This window comes from Nonomuraea polychroma (genome assembly GCF_004011505.1).
Classification (GTDB): domain Bacteria; phylum Actinomycetota; class Actinomycetes; order Streptosporangiales; family Streptosporangiaceae; genus Nonomuraea; species Nonomuraea polychroma.
In genome coordinates, this window is sequence record NZ_SAUN01000001.1 from 6,417,609 (window position 1) to 6,433,733 (window position 16,125).

General features: G+C 72.8%; 14 protein-coding genes. 11 read left to right on the plus strand and 3 right to left on the minus strand.

The window, feature by feature from the left end; genetic code table 11:
• Positions 1-117: 117 nt before the first annotated feature.
• The 6 genes from EDD27_RS29255 to EDD27_RS29280 all read left to right on the plus strand — a co-directional run bounded on the left by EDD27_RS29255 (position 118) and on the right by EDD27_RS29280 (position 5,481).
• Complete coding sequence (locus EDD27_RS29255; RefSeq protein WP_127935237.1) at positions 118-828, plus strand: hypothetical protein; 711 nt, start codon at positions 118-120, stop codon at positions 826-828.
• Between the two features lie 68 nt (positions 829-896).
• Positions 897-1,499, plus strand: a complete 603-nt coding sequence (locus EDD27_RS29260) for a hypothetical protein (protein WP_127935238.1) — start codon at positions 897-899, stop codon at positions 1,497-1,499.
• A 12-nt stretch (positions 1,500-1,511) separates the two neighbouring features.
• On the plus strand, positions 1,512-1,700 hold the full coding sequence (locus EDD27_RS29265) for a hypothetical protein (protein WP_127935239.1): 189 nt from the start codon (positions 1,512-1,514) through the stop codon (positions 1,698-1,700).
• A gap of 20 nt (positions 1,701-1,720) precedes the next feature.
• Positions 1,721-2,485 (plus strand): maleate cis-trans isomerase family protein, encoded by a 765-nt coding sequence (locus tag EDD27_RS29270; protein ID WP_127935240.1) that lies wholly within the window; start codon positions 1,721-1,723, stop codon positions 2,483-2,485.
• On the plus strand, positions 2,482-3,651 hold the full coding sequence (locus EDD27_RS29275) for an FAD-dependent oxidoreductase (protein WP_127935241.1): 1,170 nt from the start codon (positions 2,482-2,484) through the stop codon (positions 3,649-3,651). Before EDD27_RS29270 ends, EDD27_RS29275 begins: the two co-directional genes overlap by 4 nt.
• Positions 3,652-3,666: 15 nt before the next feature.
• Positions 3,667-5,481, plus strand: a complete 1,815-nt coding sequence (locus EDD27_RS29280) for an RNA polymerase sigma factor (RefSeq protein WP_127935242.1) — start codon at positions 3,667-3,669, stop codon at positions 5,479-5,481.
• A 39-nt stretch (positions 5,482-5,520) separates the two neighbouring features.
• On the opposite strand, the gene EDD27_RS29285 is transcribed toward EDD27_RS29280, so the two are convergent.
• Entirely contained in the window at positions 5,521-7,443 is a 1,923-nt protein-coding gene (locus EDD27_RS29285; RefSeq protein ID WP_127935243.1) for a Xaa-Pro dipeptidyl-peptidase, read from the minus strand.
• A 75-nt stretch (positions 7,444-7,518) separates the two neighbouring features.
• Between EDD27_RS29285 and EDD27_RS29290 the strand changes: the two genes are divergently transcribed.
• From EDD27_RS29290 to EDD27_RS29300, 3 genes are all read left to right on the plus strand, one after another.
• Entirely contained in the window at positions 7,519-8,547 is a 1,029-nt protein-coding gene (locus EDD27_RS29290) for an ADP-ribosylglycohydrolase family protein (protein WP_127935244.1), read from the plus strand.
• 46 nt (positions 8,548-8,593) lie between these two features.
• Positions 8,594-9,253, plus strand: coding sequence for a FadR/GntR family transcriptional regulator (locus EDD27_RS29295; RefSeq protein ID WP_127935245.1), 660 nt, complete (start codon positions 8,594-8,596; stop codon positions 9,251-9,253).
• A gap of 114 nt (positions 9,254-9,367) precedes the next feature.
• Complete coding sequence (locus EDD27_RS29300; protein WP_127935246.1) at positions 9,368-14,041, plus strand: SCO7613 C-terminal domain-containing membrane protein; 4,674 nt, start codon at positions 9,368-9,370, stop codon at positions 14,039-14,041.
• Here the strand turns inward: EDD27_RS29300 and EDD27_RS29305 are convergent.
• Entirely contained in the window at positions 14,038-14,805 is a 768-nt protein-coding gene (locus EDD27_RS29305) for a hypothetical protein (protein ID WP_127935247.1), read from the minus strand. The two genes, EDD27_RS29300 and EDD27_RS29305, sit on opposite strands and share 4 nt — an antisense overlap.
• 126 nt (positions 14,806-14,931) lie before the next feature.
• On the opposite strand from EDD27_RS29305, the gene EDD27_RS29310 reads away from it, so the two are divergent.
• Positions 14,932-15,177 carry a hypothetical protein gene (locus EDD27_RS29310; protein ID WP_127935248.1) on the plus strand — a complete coding sequence of 82 codons (246 nt, stop codon included), beginning with the start codon at positions 14,932-14,934 and terminating at the stop codon, positions 15,175-15,177.
• Positions 15,178-15,194: 17 nt separating this feature from the next.
• Here the strand turns inward: EDD27_RS29310 and EDD27_RS29315 are convergent, their stop codons facing one another.
• Entirely contained in the window at positions 15,195-15,737 is a 543-nt protein-coding gene (locus EDD27_RS29315) for a YybH family protein (protein ID WP_127935249.1), read from the minus strand.
• A gap of 177 nt (positions 15,738-15,914) precedes the next feature.
• Here EDD27_RS29315 and EDD27_RS54615 point away from each other — a divergent pair, with 177 nt between their 5' ends.
• Complete coding sequence (locus EDD27_RS54615; protein ID WP_164903834.1) at positions 15,915-16,064, plus strand: hypothetical protein; 150 nt, start codon at positions 15,915-15,917, stop codon at positions 16,062-16,064.
• The last annotated feature ends 61 nt before the right edge of the window (positions 16,065-16,125 follow it).

The window sequence follows — 16,125 nt, forward strand, 5'->3', positions numbered from 1 at the left end:
TATGCGGAAACTGTCAGTTGACATAGTCCCCGGGCTAAGCACAGTATCGGAGCGTGTGGTAACTGAGGCTTAACAGCAAGGCGGTTCTGGAGAGTCCCGTCGAGGAGGTGGCCGGACATGACCACGGATTCCTGGTTCCTCAGCGATCCGGTCTCCCCTGGGCAGGAGCAGGTGGTCAAGCACATCTGCGCCCGCGTGGCCGGTCCGCTCATCGGGCCGGAGGTACGCGTCGCGAGCCTGCCGCTCGGCGGGGTCCAGGTCTGGCTGGAGAGTCCCCGTAACCGTTGGCGCTACTACCACCGGATGGCTCGCGAGCTGCGGCTGGCCGGCTGGCACACGGAGACGGGCCCGGATCGGCTGTTGTTGCTCGGGTGGAGCTCGGTCTGCCTGAGCCACCGCGCCAGGATGCTGAGCGCGGCCCTCACGGGACGGCTTGCCCATTTCGACAAGACGGCGTTCATGGCCGTCATGATCGCCACCCGGCTGCGTCACGCGGGGTTCCCGGTGGAGGAGCTCCCGGCCGAGGTGGAAGCCCGCTGCGGCGACGCGTTGTGCTGGCCTGCCCGGCTGGCCGACCTCGACGGCCTCGAACGCCGGTCGTCACTGGAGCCGCTGAGGCTCAGGCTGGCCCAGGTGGCCGGGCTGGAGGCCAAGGTGGCCCGCCGCTGCGGCGAGCACCTCGCGCTCGCTTCGAGGGTCGCGCGGATGGTGGCCGGCGGTGCGGTGCCGGCCAGGTCACGCGCGGCCGGGCCACGAGCGGGGCTGACGGAGCGCATGGTCTGCGTCAGCGTGCCCAACATGGCCTTGAGCGCGGGAACGGCGCTATGACGCCGGCCCTCCTTCGCGAGCACCCTGCCCCGGCGACGCGAGCGCCGAGGCAGATGCCGGGTGCCGCGATGATGTACACGCCGCCGCCGGCCGAGCATGGCCGACGCGGTCTGCTCGTCCCCTGCGCGGGACTGGTGGCGGCGCCCTTGGCGCTGGCCCCGGCGCTTCCCCGCCCCCCCGGCACCGTGCGGCACGTGCCCGACCTGGTCGGCGCGGTGCTGATGGCCAGCGCGGTAGCGGCTGGCGTGCTGGCCAACTCGAGGGGTAGCGCCTGGGGCTGGCTTTATGCCCTGGGCGGAGGCGTGCCGGCTCGGCACGTCTCCGCGATCGGAGCCATCAGCACTGGGGTGGTGCTCGGTGGGGCGATCGGCGTGACAGGCGCCACGGTGCTGATCGGCCGGCCCCTGCGGGAGCCGGCGCCTGTGCACGCCTCTTTGCTGGTGGCCTTCCCGGCCGCCGTTTTGCTCGCCGCCGCGGCGCTGGTGCGGGTCGCCGGGGCGTCGGGCCGTGAGACCGACCTTCGATCTCAATGCGCGGCGGAAGAGGAGCCGGCCGTTCCCGGCCGGCTCCTCGCCGGACCGCGCGAACGATCCGACAACGTACGGAGCGCGGCCGGGAGGCAACCGGCCCGCGACCCCGCAAGCGACTTCCGAGTCGTCAACCCGCGATAGACAGGAGCGATCATGCTCGCCGACGAGATGCGCAGGTCACAACCCCACGAAGTCCCCACGCGGGGCGCGAGGGCCGGCACACCGCAAGATCGGGACGAGTCGACATCAGCGCGGACCGTGCATCGGCTGCGCCGCATCCGCCAGGTGTCCGTGCAGGCCATCACCGAGATCGACCAGGCGCTGCGGCACCGCGCCTCCTGATCCCCTCCGGAGGACACCCCATGCGCAACGGTTCGGTGAGCCGCGGCCGGGTGGGCGTGATCGTCGCGCCCGCGAACCCGTCCGCGGAGCCAGAGCTGACCCGCCTGCTCGGGTCACGGGCCGACATGCATGTCGCCCGCCTTCCCGTACGCCCCAGGCTGCCCCTGGCCGAACGGCTGGAGGGTTACAACGACGACCTGCCCCTCATGGTCTCCGCGTTCGACGGCCTGCCGCTCAACGCCATGGTCATGGCCTGCAGCGAACCTCGCTATCTGCTCGGCCCCGACGAGGACCGCGACCAGTGCGCCGCGCTGAGTGCCGCGGCCGGGGTCCCGTTCGCCTCGGCCACGCAGGCCACGCGCGCGGCGATGGAGCACGTCGATGTGGGCGACATCGTGCTGGTGTCGCCGTACCAGCCGTGGCTGACCGAGCTGGCCGAGCGGTTCTGGAAGACCGCGGGCCTCAACGTCACCCAGGTGATCCAGGTACGCGCCAAGGAGGGCTACTCCTCGTACGCGGTCACCCCGGCCGAGCTGATCACCCAGGTCGAGCTGGCCGAGGTGCCCGGGGACGCGGTGCTGTTGTTCACCGGCACCGGCATGGCCACGCTGCCCGTGCTCGGCCCGCTCAGCGCCGGCAACGACCGGCTGCTGCTCACCTCCAACCTCTGCACCGCCTGGTGGGCCCTGTCCCACGCGGTCGGACAGCACGTGACGCTCGGCCGCGTGCCCTATCGCCGCCCCATGGCGGCTCCAGGGGTGGCGCATGCGGGAGGCAGGGCATGAACGGCGTCATCGTGGTGGGAGCGGGGCCGGCGGGGTTGACCGCGGCGCTCTCCCTGGCCAGGGCGGGGATCCCGGTCACCGTCCTGGAACGCGAGAGCGAGCCGATCCGGCAGCCGCGGGCCTGCACGTTCCATCCGGCCACCCTGGACCTGCTCGACGAGCTCGGCGTGGCCTCGCAGCTCGTGGCCAAGGGCCGTGTGGTCGACCGGGTGCAGTGGCGGGATCGGTCGGGGATCGTGCTGGCCGAGATGGGCATGAACCGCTTGGACGGGCTGACCAGGCATCCGTTCAGGATCCACGCCGACCAGACCGCGCTCACGCCGCTGCTGCTCGCGGCCCTCAATGTCTACCCCGGCGTCGACGTGCGGTTCGGCACTCGTGTGGACGGCGTGGCGGAAGGCGGCACAGGCATCCGGGTCCGCGTCGGCCACACCTGGACGCGGGCCCGGTACATGATCGCCGCCGACGGCGCGCACAGCACGGTGCGCGGCTCGCTGGGGCTGCCGTTCCCGAGGTCGGGATATCCGACGCAGGCGCTGCGGGTGTTCACCGACTCGCCGCTGGACCGGCTGCTGCCGAGCCTGGCGCCGCTGACGTACGTGCGGGACGTGCAGCAGTCGTGCACCCTGCTCGGACTGCCGGACCACTGGCGGATCATCTTCAAGATCCCCGTCGACTCGCACGAGCCGCTGTCGCCGGCGAACCTGTCGCTGCTGATCCGCCGGGCGCTGCCGGGAGCCCGTGAGCCGATCCACGTGACGGGCGCGGACCGGTTCGGCCTGTCGAGGGGCGTGCTGACCTCCTACCGGTGCGGGCGGGTCATGTTCGTCGGCGATGCCGCGCACCTGACCTCCACCGTCGGCGGCCTGAACATGAACGCCGGCATCCACGACGCGGCCGAGGTCGGCCAGGTGATCGCCGCGGTGCTCGGCGGCTTCGCCCCGCCTGCCGCGCTGGAGGCGTGGGCCTGGCGGCGGCGCTCGGTGCTGATGCAGCGGGTGGTGCCGCGCGGAGAGACGCGGCTGGCGGGCGTGCGCGAGCACGACAACGCCAGGCTGGCCGCGGCCATGGCGGGGCTGCGGGCGATCGCCGGCGACCCGGACGCGACCCGCGCCTACCTGGCGCAGGCGTCCCTGCTGGACACGACGGTGCCGGGGAAGACCTGAGAGGAGGTGCGCCGGATGTGGCGAACTCTGTCTGACGAGTCTCGCCAGGCCATTCGCGACCTGTGCGACAAGCATGGAGCCAGGCTCTACGACTACTGCCGCACGGAGCTCGCCGCGGGCGACGCCGAGCAAGCCGTCGCCGGCGCGCTGCTGACGGCGCACCTGTACGCCGACCGCGTCACGGACCTGGGCCTGCGCCGGCCCTGGTTGTACGGGCTGGCCAGGGCGCACCGCGCGATCGTGGCCAAGCCCGCCAGCATCGGCTCCTGGTCGCGTCCCGGCCGCATGTCGGAGCTGCTGCCCGAGGCCCTGCTGTCCCTGGATCGCCCTCAGCGCGAGCTGCTGGACCTGTCGGTGCGGCACGGGCTGTCCGACGCCGAGCTGGCCGTGATCTTCGAGCTGGACGCGGCCCGGGTGGGGGCGGTCGTGGCGCAGGCCGCGGCCGGCCTCGAAGGGTGGTTCGCCGCGATCATGGCCGCCCGGGGCCGCGACGGCTGCCCCGATCTGACGGCGCGGATGGCGGAGTGGGTCGCGGCCCCCGGCCGGCGGGCCAGGGCCAGGATCGGCCGCCACATCCAGTCCTGTTCGACCTGCCGGGCCGCGCCCAGGACCATGACGGCGGGCGCCCTGCTGCGCCGCCTGCCGATCACGACGGTGCCCGGCACGCTTCCCAGCCGGCTGGCGTCGGCGCAGCCGCTGCCCGGCGAGGGGCCGGTGTGGCGGGTGGACGGCTTTCCCGCGCAGGCTCGCCTGCTGGTCGAGCCCGGCCCCGCGGACACCGGCCCGATGGCGGCCGGCCCAGCGGATACCGGCCCCTTGGACGCCGGCCCCGCGAGGACCGGCCCAGCGGCGGTGCCTCCGGCCGCGGAGGCCACGCCGCACGTCCCGATCGCCGACCCCACGACGGCGAATCCGGGAGAGCCCTGGTCGGCGGCGGGCGCGGCTGCCGCCGACCAGGAGCACCTCGCCGCACGCCCGGTGCGCGGGCGGCATCCCTTCACGCCGCCGAGCCGCACCCGGGCCTTCCGCGGCGGCGCTCACGGCGACAAGCTCGTCTACAGCGCGGCGCTGAAGGGCGAGAGCAACGGGTTCCACAAGCCGTCCGGCGAGATCATCCGGTACGGCGGGATCACCCTGAGCGGCGAGCTGGACGAGCTGCAGGGCCGGCAGTGGCAGGAGTACTGGCGCGACCGCGCCAACGACGACGATCCCGAGGCCGGGGCGCCCGTCAGGGCGGTGGTCAGGCTCGCTCTGATCTTCGGTGTGGGCCTGCTGGCGGCCGGGCTGGTGTGGGCGATGCTGAACGCCCGCGAGCACCCGGCCACGATCACCAAGGCCGCCTCGCAGACGAGCGTGCTGCTGGAGGAGCCCCGAGCTCCGTCTCGTTGGGTGGCGGAGGTCACCACGGCCGCCAAGGCCGGCCTGACGAGCGTGCCGAGGAAAGCGGATCTGCCCAGACCCGCGCCACCAGCGGCGCGGCTGTCGCCGGCGTCGGTGTGGCTGGGATCGCAGCGCACCGGGTCGTTCGCGCTGTCCTGCACGGGACGCTGCGCCATCACCTCGGCGGTCGGCACGGACGGCATCGCGGTGTCGGGCACGCGGTTCCGGGTGCGGGAGCCGGTCACCCGGCCGGGCTGCGGCGAGCGGGCGACCGTGCGGCGCGGGAACGTCGTCCAGTGGGCCGGCGAGACCACCGGCGACGGCACCCGTACCGGTGGCACGACCACCGCGAAGGGCACCTTGGCCCTCTCCGTGACCTGGACCGTGGCCCAGGACAAGGGCGTGCGGCTGCTCGACGCGGACGGCGTGCGCTGGAGCAACTGCCGGTGAGGGGCCCCGGGCTCCGGAGAGCCCGAGGCCGCGGACGGTTTAGAAGAACTGGAACTCGGGTTCGGGCTTGGGCAGCTCGATCCGGTCGGGTCCGTGGAACCTGGCCTTGTCCTGCGGTACGTCGGCCAGCGGCGTGGTCAGCGCGAACGGCACGACGACACTGCTCTTGGCCAGATCGACGGTGACGTTGGCGCCGGTTCCGGCCTCGTCGCTGTAGGTGGCGTCGGTGCCCGCGATCACCAGGCCGATCCTGTGGCCCTTCTTGAAGATGTAGTCCTGCGGCAACGTCAGCCACTTGACCGTGCCGTACGTGCCGACGGGCAGCGGCGCGGCCTGGCTGAGCGAGTAACGGTTCTGCACGTCTATCCAGCCGCGGGCGACGATCTCCAGCGGGCGGGTGGCCACGTTGGTGACGACCTTCTTGTAGCAGGCGTCGTCGGCCGCGGTGCTCTCGCCGTAGCAGTCCTCCTCGGCGAGCGTGGTGATGCCCTGGCCGCGGCGCCAGTCGACGCGGGTGTCCTCGCCGAAGTCGACGAGCAGGGCGGTCAGGTTGGAGGTGGGCTTGTCGAGCTTGACCCGCAGGTCAGCGGTGGGCGTGCCGGACAGGCGCAGGTCGAGCGGGAGCGCGCCCGTGGTGAACGCCACCCGTCCCGCCTTGGGGGTGCCCACGTCGGCCACCATGTCGGTCTCGCTCATGGCCACGTCGGTGAACGACGCGGTGCTGTCCTTGGCGGCGGGCTTGAGCCCGAGCGAGCCGTCGGGCGCCGGACGCAGCGTCGCCTTCATCGCGAACGGCGCCGGCCAGTCGCGCTGGCTGATCCACTTCGCCGGCCCGACCTCGACGTCGGCGCGGGGCTCCTGCATGATCCCGTTGCTGACGCCGTGCAGCCAGTGGTCGAACCAGCGGTGCAGGGTGTCCACCCAGACCCCTCTGCGGCCTTCGAAGTCGAACGGGTCCACGTGCTGGGTCTGGCCGACCCAGATCTTGCGCGGCACGTCCCGGTCGGCCAGGGCCTTCCACCAGACGGAGAAGTTGTCGGGCTTGACGTTGAGGTCGTTGACCGTGTGGATGACGAAGACGCTGGCCTTGACCTGGGAGGCGTCGCCGAGCAGGCCCTTGATGTAGTCGCGCTCGGCCCAGAACGGGTTGTAGTTGCCGGTGTCGTCACCGTCCTCGGCGTCCATCTTGTCGCGTACCGGCTGGCACTTGGCCTCGGGGTCGGTGTCGACGTAGTTGGCGAGCCAGGAGGCGTAGTCGTAGTTGTAGATCACGCCGTTCGAGCGCTGGTACTTGTACCAGGAGCTGATCGCCGAGATCGGCACGATGGTCTTCAGGCCCTCGACGCCGGTGGCGGCGACGGCGTTGGCCAGCGTGCCGTCGTACGACTTGCCGATCATGGCGGCGTTGCCGGTCGTCCAGTCGGCCACGGCCGGGGTGCCGTCGGCCTTGTACGCCTTGGCGCGGCCGTTCAGCCAGTCGATGACGGCCTTGCCGCCCAGCACGTCGGCCTTGCCACCGATGTCGGGGCAGCCCTCGGACTTGGTGGTGCCGAGCATGTCGACGTTGAGGACGGCGTAGCCGCGCGGGACGAAGTAGTTGTCATAGAAGAGGGGGAATTTCGCGACATTTCCGGCGGCGTCGTAGACCTTCCGCTCGCCTTCGTTGCCGCGGCCCGAGTTGTCGTAGTACGGGCTCTCGTCGATGATCACCGGCACCTTGAGCCCGGGACCGGACTCCTTGGGCCTGATGATGTCCACGCGGACCTTGTCGAGCTTGCCGTCCAGGTCGCTGTCGACGGTGGACTCGACGTACACGTGTTCGCGGATCGCGTCCGCGTAGGAGAAGACCGGCTGCGTACGGTCGTTCTCGACGGTGATGGCAGGTCCGGCAGTGGCCTGCGCTGGGGTCGCGATCGCCAGGGTGAGGGCGACGGCGATGAGGGCCGGGCGTAATTGTGGCACGCGTGACCTCCGTGCGAGTGAGCGAAAATACATGGCAATCTCTCAGACGGTTCCGGACCTGACAAGATCCGGGGTATGGATGGTCAGGATCGAGTCCGGGGTTGCCTCCTCGGCGGCGCGATCGGTGACGCGCTCGGTGCGCCGATCGAGTTTCAATCGTTGCGGGAGATCCGCAAGCATCACGGCACGGACGGCATTTCCGGATATGTCGCCGATTGGCGCGGCAAGACCGGCCTTATCACCGACGACACCCAGATGACCCTCTTCACCGTCGAGGGTCTCGTCCGCGCCGATCACGCTAACGGATCACCGGCCGCAGGGGCTGGCGACGCGCCGGTTGTCGAGGCCGTGCGGGAGGCGTACCTGCGCTGGCTGGACACGCAGAGCCACCACGCTTCCCCGCCCGCCGATCTCCCCCACCGCACGGGGCGGCTGCGGGAGGAGGGCTGGCTCTACTCCCGCCGGGCGCCGGGCAACGCCTGCCTGTCGGGGCTGCACCGGCACTTCCCCGGTCCGGCGCCGCTGGGCGAGCCCGGGCCGGTCAACCCGGATTCGAAGGGCTGCGGGACCGTGATGCGCTCGGCCCCGTTCGGCCTGGTCCGGGCGGCGTCCGACCCCCGGGCCGCCTTCGAGACGGCGGCGGCGTGTGCGCAGATCACCCACGGCCATCCCACCGGCTATCTGGCGGCGGGGGCGTTCGCGGCGATCATCGCGTACCTGATGTCGGGCGAGGCCCTCGAACCCGCCGTGCACCGCGCGCTGGAGCTGCTGGCCGGCTACCCGGCGCACGAGGAGACCACGGCGGCGCTGCGCGCGGCGCTCGAGCTCGGTGGCCCGCCCTCACCCGAGCGGGTGGAGTCCCTGGGCGGCGCGTGGGTCGCCGAGGAGGCGCTGGCCATAGGCGTCTACTGCGCGCTGGCCGAGACCTCCGTCGAACGTGCGCTGCTGCTGTCGGTCAACCACTCCGGGGACAGCGACTCGACCGGCTCGGTGTGCGGCAACCTGCTGGGCACACTGCACGGCGCCGCCGCCCTGCCGCCCGCCTGGCTGCGTCCGCTCGAGGGCCGCGACACGATCGAGCGCCTGGCCGCCGAGCTGGCCTGATCAGCGCTTAGGGTGGACTCCCCAGCCGAAATGGGAAGAGGATTGCATGCGAAACGTCGCTCGGACCTCGCTCGTTGACGCCGCCATCGACGAGCTCCGCCGGGAGATCGCCCGCGGGGCGTGGCCCGTCGGCACGAAGATCCCGTCCGAGAGCCAGCTCGCCCAGAGCCTGGGCATGAGCCGGCTGTCCGTGCGCGAGGCGGTCCGGGTGCTGGCCCATGCCGGGCTGCTGCACACCCGGCAGGGCGACGGCACGTACGTGACCGCCACCGACGAGTCCAAGGTCGCGCTGCGCCGGCGGCTGGACACGGCGGCCGCCATGGACATCATCGACGTGCGCCGCGGGCTCGACCTCGTCGCGGCCCGCCTGGCGGCCGGCCGGCGCACCGAGGAGGACCTGGTCGCGCTGCGCGAGACGCTGGCCCGGCGGGACGCGGCGGGGCGGGCCGGCGATCTGGACGGCTACGCGGACGCGGACGTCGCCTTCCATGTGCTGGTGGCCGACGCGGCGCACAACGCGCTGCTTGCCGACCTCTACCGGAGCATGAGCGACGCGCTGCGCGACAGTGTGCGGGATCAGGAGGAGGCGATGCTGGAGCCGGACACCTCGCACGGGGAGTTGCTGCGGGCAATCGAGGACGGGGACCCGGCGCGGGCGGTCGCGGTGTCGGTCGCCATCTTGGACGCCCAGGAACGCGAGCTCTGACGCCGCGCCCGCCGGCTTCTGTCACGAGCGCATAGCGGCTTTTCTGATTACCAGACAAAGCGTGATCTCGTGCGGCAAGGTCGTGAACGACCCGATCTTCGGGAGGTTCACCGCATGGATGGGACGACGCCTACCTGTCCCGGCTGCGGCACCATGCTGCCCGGCCTCGACCCGGCTCTACCCGGCGCCCGCACCACCTCGCCCCGGCCCCGTACCGCCCCGCCAGGGCCCGACGCCGCCGTGCCGAGGAGCGGTGCTGCCCTGCCCGGCCGCCCGCTGCCTGCCGCCTGTCCCGAGTGCCGGCTGCTCCTGCGCGGCCCCGCCGCCGACGCCTATCTCGCCGCGGTGGCCGCGCTCACCGAGTGGGAGGAGCGCCGGGCGGCGCTGGTGACCCGCCGCGACGAGGCCCTCGCCGCCCTGCGCGCCGCCAGCCGAGCGCCCGCACCCGCCCACTTTGATCGGACGCGCGCCACAGACACCGGGACGCCGGCCACCGCCTCTGCGACCGGCACCACCACAACGAACGCCGCCACAACGCACGCCGCCACAACGCACGCCGGCGCGCGGACCGACAAGGGCGCGCGGACCGGCACGGACGCTCGGCACGGCGCGGAAGCTCGGCACGGCGCGGAAGCGAGGGTCGAGACCGGTGGGAAGGCGCCACGGCGGGATCTGTCGCATCGGGCGGTGCAGAACCTGTTGCTGCTGCTCGGCGGCGTGCTCCTGTCGATCGCCGCCGTGGTGTTCACGCTGGTGAGCTGGCAGGTCCCCGCGCTGCGTGCGCTCATCCTGAGCGTGTTCACGCTCGCCGTGCTGGCCGCCCCCTGGCTGCTGGCCCGCCGCCGGCTGGTCGCGACCGCCGAGACCGTGGCCCTGGTCGGCCTCGTGCTGGTCCCTCTGGACGGCGTCGCGGTCATGCAGGTCTTCGACGGCGGCGGCTCATCCGGCGGGCCGGGCCTGGACCCGCTCTGGGGGTTGTCGCTCGGCGGTGCCGCGCTCGCCTTGGGCTGGGCACTGTACGGCTGGTGGGCCCCGCTGCGCCTGCCCACCCCGGTCGCGATCGTCCTGGCCCAGGTGCCGCTCCCGCTGGCCGGACTCGCCATGGAGGCGGAGGGCCACACCGGATCGGCCTGGTACCACGCGGCGCTGATCGCGACCGCCGCCGTCGACCTGATCCTGTGGCAGTGGGCCCGCCGGACGCGAGCGGCCATCGAGTACGTGACCGCGGCCGTCGCGGGCTCCTTCGCCTGGCTCCTCGGCACAGGCCTGATCCTGCTCCAGGAGATCGGCGGCGGCGACCCCTGGTCCACGACGCCGCCGCCGGTCGCCGCCCTCATCCTGGCCGCCGCCTCCGTGGTGGCACTGCTCTGGGCTGCCTCGACACGCGGGCAGGCGGCACGCCAGCTGATCGCCACCTGCGGCTCTCTCGCCGCGATGGGCGCGATCTGCGTGGTGCCCGCGTCGCTGGTGCCCGCCTCCTGGCAGGCCGCCGTCACCGCGTACGGCGCGTGCCTCGTCCTCGCCGCCACGCTCACCTTCCCGGTACGGCTGCGCGACGGCATGCGTACCGGCGCCGTGCTGGCTCTGGTCGCCTCGGTCCTGTCGAAGGTGCCTGCCGTGGCCACGGCCGCGCTGGCGCCGTTGACCTGGCTGTCGTCGGTCTGGTCGGACGTGGGCGGCCTTGCCGCGAACGTGCTCGGGCCCGACGACTCCCTGTGGAACGACACGGCCGCCACCCCGCTGGTGATGGGTGCGGTGGCGCTGGCGGTGACCCTGGTGCCGTCCAGGGCTCAGACGTGGACCGCCGGGGTCCGCCGCACGGTCCGGCTGGAGTTCGTCTCGCTCGCCGTGCTGACGACCCCGGTGGCGACGGGCATGCCGTACGAGGCGGCGCTGGCGGTGCTCGTCGCCCTGGCCGGCGCGCTGCTCCTGACGGCCGCCCGGCAGACCGGCACGCCGGGGACGCTGACGCCGCACGGCCGGACTGCGCTGTGGCTGGGCGGGTATGTGGCCGTGCTGGCGATGTGCTGGGCGGTGGCCGATCGGGAGGCCACCATCGGGGTGGCGGCCGGGCTCATGCTGATTCTGGCGGCCGGTGCCGTCGCCGCCCGCCCGCAGGCGGTGCAGGCCGTGGGCGGCGCCGGGGCGACGCTGGCGGCGGGCCTGCTCGTCTGGGGGTTGTTCGAAAACCGGCCTGCGGCGGCGTTCGTGCTGCTCGGCGTCCGCGCGGCGACGCTGGTCGTGACGCGGCCGTCCCGCAAGCTGGCGGCCGCCGTCGTACGGGCGCGCCGCACCACCGTCACGCTCGCGCTCGGCTGCCTGGACCGGCTCACCAGGACGGTCAAGCCGGGCGGGCGTACGGCGGTCGAGGCCGCGGCCGTGGCCGTGGGGTTGTTCACGCTCGCGCAGCAGGGCATGCGCGGTGAGCTGGTGTCGCTCGTGCTGGCGATCGGCGCGGTCCTGGCGGCGGCCTCGGCGTGGCGGCGGCCCAGGGGCCCGTGGCGCACGGCGGCGGCGATCGAGGCGTGCGTGCTGGCCGCACTCGCGCCCCTGGCGGTGAGCACGGCCGTCGTGCCGGCGCTCGTGGGCCCGTACCAATGGGTGACGCACGCGTGGGCGGGCGCCGCGGAAGGGGCCAGGCAGGCGCTCAGCCCTTCGGGTCCGTGGCAGGAGCAGCCCCTGTTGCTCCCCGTGCTGGTGCTGGCGGGCGCCGCCGGGACGCTCGCCGCCTGGGCACGCTGGGGGAGGCCGGCGGCGATGGGGGTGGCGAGGATCGTGTTCCCGCTGGCGGCCACGACGCTGCCGGTGGCGGCGGACCTGCCGTACTGGACGGCGCTGGCCTTCCTCGTCGCGCTCACGGCCGGGCTGGCGCTCTGGTCGGCGGTGAGCCGGTCGGCCGTGGGCAGCGCCGGGCTGTGGACGGCGACGCTGGCCGTCTCCTGGTCGCTGGCCGACCGTACGGCGACGCTCGCCGTGCTGGCGGCGATCGTGGTGACCGGCGTGTTCTGCGCGATCCGGGGCAAGGGCTCGCCGGTCACGAGCGTCGCCTCGGCCGTGACCGGGCTGGCCGTGGGGGCGGAGAGCGTGGCCGCCGCGCTCGGCGGTGGGCTCGGCCCCGAGAACGCCGCGCTGGTCCTGCTGCTGGTGGCGGTGCTGTTGTCGCGGGCCGCCGCGCTGCCGGTCCTGCCCGGCGCCGTCGCGGCCCCGGCGGGTGCGACGGCGCTGGTGCTGTGGCTGGTCACCATGGTGCTGACCGGGGATGATCCGGCACGGCTGTCGCTGGTGCTGGCGGTGGGCGCGCTCGCACTGGCCGGTGCGGCGGGGCGGCTGCGGAACAGCACGAGGACGGGCGCGTACGTGCTGGCGGGGGTGGTGTCGGGGGCGGCCGTCCTGCCGCATCTGGCGAGTTGGGGGACGGTTTTGCTGCGGCCCTACGCAGGGGCCGGCCATCCGTGGGGCGAGCGGTTCGATGGGTGGTCCACCAGCGCGCTGGCCCATGTGTGGGTCGGGCCGCGGGGGGAGCCGCTCGAGTTCGAGCCGGAGGGGTTCGCTTTGTCGGGGGTGGAGACCGCTTTGGGGGTGGGGGTCTTCGTGGCGGTCACCGGCGTGATCGTTGCTCGAGGGCTGGCCGGGGCGCTCGCCGGGCGGGCGGCGGCCACGGTGGGGGCGGCCTTGTGCCTCGTGCTCGTGCCCGCCGTGGCGGACCTGCCGTACCCGGGGACACTGGCGTTCTACGGGGTCATGCTGGTGGCGCTGGCCGCGCAGGCCGCGCTCGGCCCGCGGGCGGGAGCCGCCGGGGTGCTGGCGGTCGGCCTCGGTGTGCATCTGGTCGTCTGGTCGCTGGACGCGGAGACGTCCACGCTGGTGGTGCCGGCCGGGGTCGCGGTGCTGGGAGTCGTGACCGCGGTCCTGGCCCGCAACGACAAGGCGCGTACCGGCGCCGCCGCCTCGGCCACCGTCGCGACGGGCGCGCTGGCGATCGCCTCAGCGTTGTCGGCGGGGTTCCGGGCGGAGGGGGCGGGCTTCGGGGCACTCGCCGTCGCGGCGTTGTCCGCCGTCGTGTCCGCCGCCCTGGCCCGCCGCCCCGCCGCCGACGACGGCGATGCGGCGGCACCGGGGACAGGAACCGGGGGTGGTGTGGCGGTCGCGGTGGAGGTGCCCGGGTGGTCCCTGGCCGCGATCGGGCTGATCCTGACCCAGGCCGACCCCGACTGGCTGAGCCTCGCACTGACCTGCACCGGCGTGCTCGCGCTCGCCGTCGCCCTGCGGCCCGATCGACGGCCGGTCGCCTGGGGCGGGCTCATCCTGTTGCAGTTCGCCCTCTGGCTCCGGCTGGCGATCTCGGACGTCACGGCTCCCGAGGCGTACACCGTTTCCCTGTCCGTGGCCGGGCTGGTGGCGGCGTGGCTGGCCAGGCGGCGCGATCCCGGAATGTCCTCCTGGCTCGGCTACGGCACGGCGCTGGCGCTGACGTTCCTGCCGAGCGCGTACGCGGCCTGGAACGACCCCGGCCTGACCAGGCCGCTGCTGCTGGGCGTGGCCGCCTTCGCCGCGACCATGGCCGGGGCATGGGCGCGGCTGCAGGCGCCACTGATCCTCGGCGGGGCGGTGCTGGTGGTGACGGCGGCGCACGAGTTCGCGCCGGCCCTCGCCGAGCTGATGGGCGAGGGCCCACGCTGGGTGCCGATCGCGCTGGCAGGCGCGTTCCTGCTGTTCACCGGTGCGACGTACGAGCACCGGCTACGCGACCTCCGCAAGATCCGCCGGTTCATCGTGAGGATGCGCTAGCCGATGACGATCGTCTCCGACGACGAGTCCACGGGCGGATCCTGCCGGTCGTCCTTTCTGTCCTTCCGCCGGGGAAGGCGCAGCGCCGCCACCGCGAGCAGCGCGCCTCCGAGGGCCGCGAGCGCCAGGGTGTAGGCGGGCACCCCACCGGAGCCCCGCGCCTGCTCCTTCGCCGCCGCTTGCTCAGGCGCCGTCGCTTGCTGAGGCGCCGCCGTCTCCACCGGAGGCGCCGCCGTGGGCAGTCCCTGGCCGGTCCGGACCGTCACCTTGTCGCCGGGCAGGTCAGGGAACCCTGGCGGGCGCACGGCATCCCAGTAGTCCGTCCGCTGCTGCACGAAGGCCTCGATCGGCCCCTGCTGCACGGGCTTGACCTTCAGCCCGCCCGGCACGCTGAGGTCTCCCACCTCGTGCGGCTGGAAGATCCCCTGGATGCCCTCGACCTTCCACACGCCCTCCGGCACGACCACCGACGTGGCGTAGTGCCCCGCTTCGGGAAGGGCTGTGCCCTCGAACATCAAGCTCTTCCCGTCCTCCCCGGTGAGCCGCAGCCCGACGGTCCCGAGCTCCCCCTCGAAGGGGTGGTTGCCGTGCTGCAGCACCCAGAACCCCAGCGTGTACGGCTTGCCGCCGGCGAGGCCGCCCGGCAGCGGATCCATGTACGTGACCGCCCAATTCCCCGCCGCACCGGCCGGAACAGTCCCTGTGACCAGAGCCGCCACCATGGCGGCCAACATGGCGGGTAACACCGCCAGCATCCTCTTCATGGGACCACCTCCGACGGTGATACACCGCCTGGGAGGACGAGGTTCCAGAAAACGCGCCATTTTCCGATACGACGCGCACAATGGAGGCAAGGCGAGAATTCGGCGAGGAGCGAGGAGGCTTACGCCGTGTCCGCCGCCGGACGTCGATACCTGGGTGCGATGCTCGACGTGCTCGTCTACGAAAACGTCCTCGTCGCATGGCGCCGGATGCCTCTGGGCGGATATGTGATCGTCTCGCATGAGGGCGAGGAGATCAGGCTGACCACGCGACAAGCCGACATGTGGGCGCGGGGCGCCTTCGCCGTCTATCTCGCACTGGTCGACCAGCAGCGAATCACGCCCCGCATCCCCGGCGACACGGCGCAGCATTAGCGCCGCTCCCCCGGCGTTCAGCCGGCCTGGTTGTTCATGTAGTGCGAGATCTTCCACTGCTCGCCGTCCTTGGAGAGCAGGAACAGCTCGCGGAGGTTGGCCTGCCCCTGCTTGCTCGTCGCGGTGACGACGGCGTCCTCGGTGCCGAGCGTGCGGTCCTCTTCGATGGTGTGGGTGGCCTGCTTCATCTCGTTGAGCTTGCCCTGGAAGAGCGTGCGGATCGCGTCGGTGCCCTCCGCCGTGGCCTGCCCGTCCACGGCGACCACCGCGTCGTCGGCGAACGCGCCTGCGACCTGGTCCAGGTTCCCCGATTTGAGCGCGTTGAAGAACCCTTCGACGGCCTGCCGCGGCTCGGCGGCGCCCGGCGAGGCGGTGTCGGTGGCGTCCGTCTCGGTTGGCGTTTCCTCTGGTGGCGACATCATGTCCTCGGTCGGCGTCGCCGGACTCGCCGCCCCCTTCATGGCTTGAGTGCCGCTACCCCCCGCGGCACAGCCCGCCAGCAGCATGGCGGGAATGATCGCGGCCATCAGAAGCGCCCTGCGCTGAGAAATCGTGCTCATGGCCGCTAGATGCCCGCGACACTCGTGGCCGAATGCGCGATTTAGGCACTTTGCACGCCTCCTTTACCTCGACCGGTATTACTAGACCAAATGACCGGTTTTAGCGAGACCGTTCAGAGCTGCGATCGTTGCCACTACGAGACCAGAGCACCGAGTGTCGCCGATAGCGTCCGTCCAGTGTCGCGTACACAGGTGAACCCCGAGCCTCTCCCCCAGCGCGAGGACGCCGAGCGCTGTGACAGCGTGGAGGCGGGACGGCGCTGTGTGCTGCCTGCGGCCCACCGCAGCCCGCACGTCTACCCACCGGCGGAGACGGGCAGGGACTGACGAGCCAGCGAAAAAGGCCCAAGCCGTCGTGCGAGCGAACGGCTTGGGCCTGGTCCTCGTG

What these genes read in the sequence shown, in the direction of transcription:
- EDD27_RS29255 (WP_127935237.1), top strand. Translation starts at nt 118, where the DNA reads ATGACCACGGATTCCTGGTTCCTCAGCGATCCGGTCTCCCCTGGGCAG.
- EDD27_RS29260 (WP_127935238.1), top strand. Translation starts at nt 897, where the DNA reads ATGATGTACACGCCGCCGCCGGCCGAGCATGGCCGACGCGGTCTGCTC.
- EDD27_RS29265 (WP_127935239.1), top strand. Translation starts at nt 1,512, where the DNA reads ATGCTCGCCGACGAGATGCGCAGGTCACAACCCCACGAAGTCCCCACG.
- EDD27_RS29270 (WP_127935240.1), top strand. Translation starts at nt 1,721, where the DNA reads ATGCGCAACGGTTCGGTGAGCCGCGGCCGGGTGGGCGTGATCGTCGCG.
- EDD27_RS29275 (WP_127935241.1), top strand. Translation starts at nt 2,482, where the DNA reads ATGAACGGCGTCATCGTGGTGGGAGCGGGGCCGGCGGGGTTGACCGCG.
- EDD27_RS29280 (WP_127935242.1), top strand. Translation starts at nt 3,667, where the DNA reads ATGTGGCGAACTCTGTCTGACGAGTCTCGCCAGGCCATTCGCGACCTG.
- EDD27_RS29290 (WP_127935244.1), top strand. Translation starts at nt 7,519, where the DNA reads ATGGATGGTCAGGATCGAGTCCGGGGTTGCCTCCTCGGCGGCGCGATC.
- EDD27_RS29295 (WP_127935245.1), top strand. Translation starts at nt 8,594, where the DNA reads ATGCGAAACGTCGCTCGGACCTCGCTCGTTGACGCCGCCATCGACGAG.
- EDD27_RS29300 (WP_127935246.1), top strand. Translation starts at nt 9,368, where the DNA reads ATGGATGGGACGACGCCTACCTGTCCCGGCTGCGGCACCATGCTGCCC.
- EDD27_RS29305 (WP_127935247.1), bottom strand. Translation starts at nt 14,805, where the DNA reads ATGAAGAGGATGCTGGCGGTGTTACCCGCCATGTTGGCCGCCATGGTG.
- EDD27_RS29315 (WP_127935249.1), bottom strand. Translation starts at nt 15,737, where the DNA reads ATGAGCACGATTTCTCAGCGCAGGGCGCTTCTGATGGCCGCGATCATT.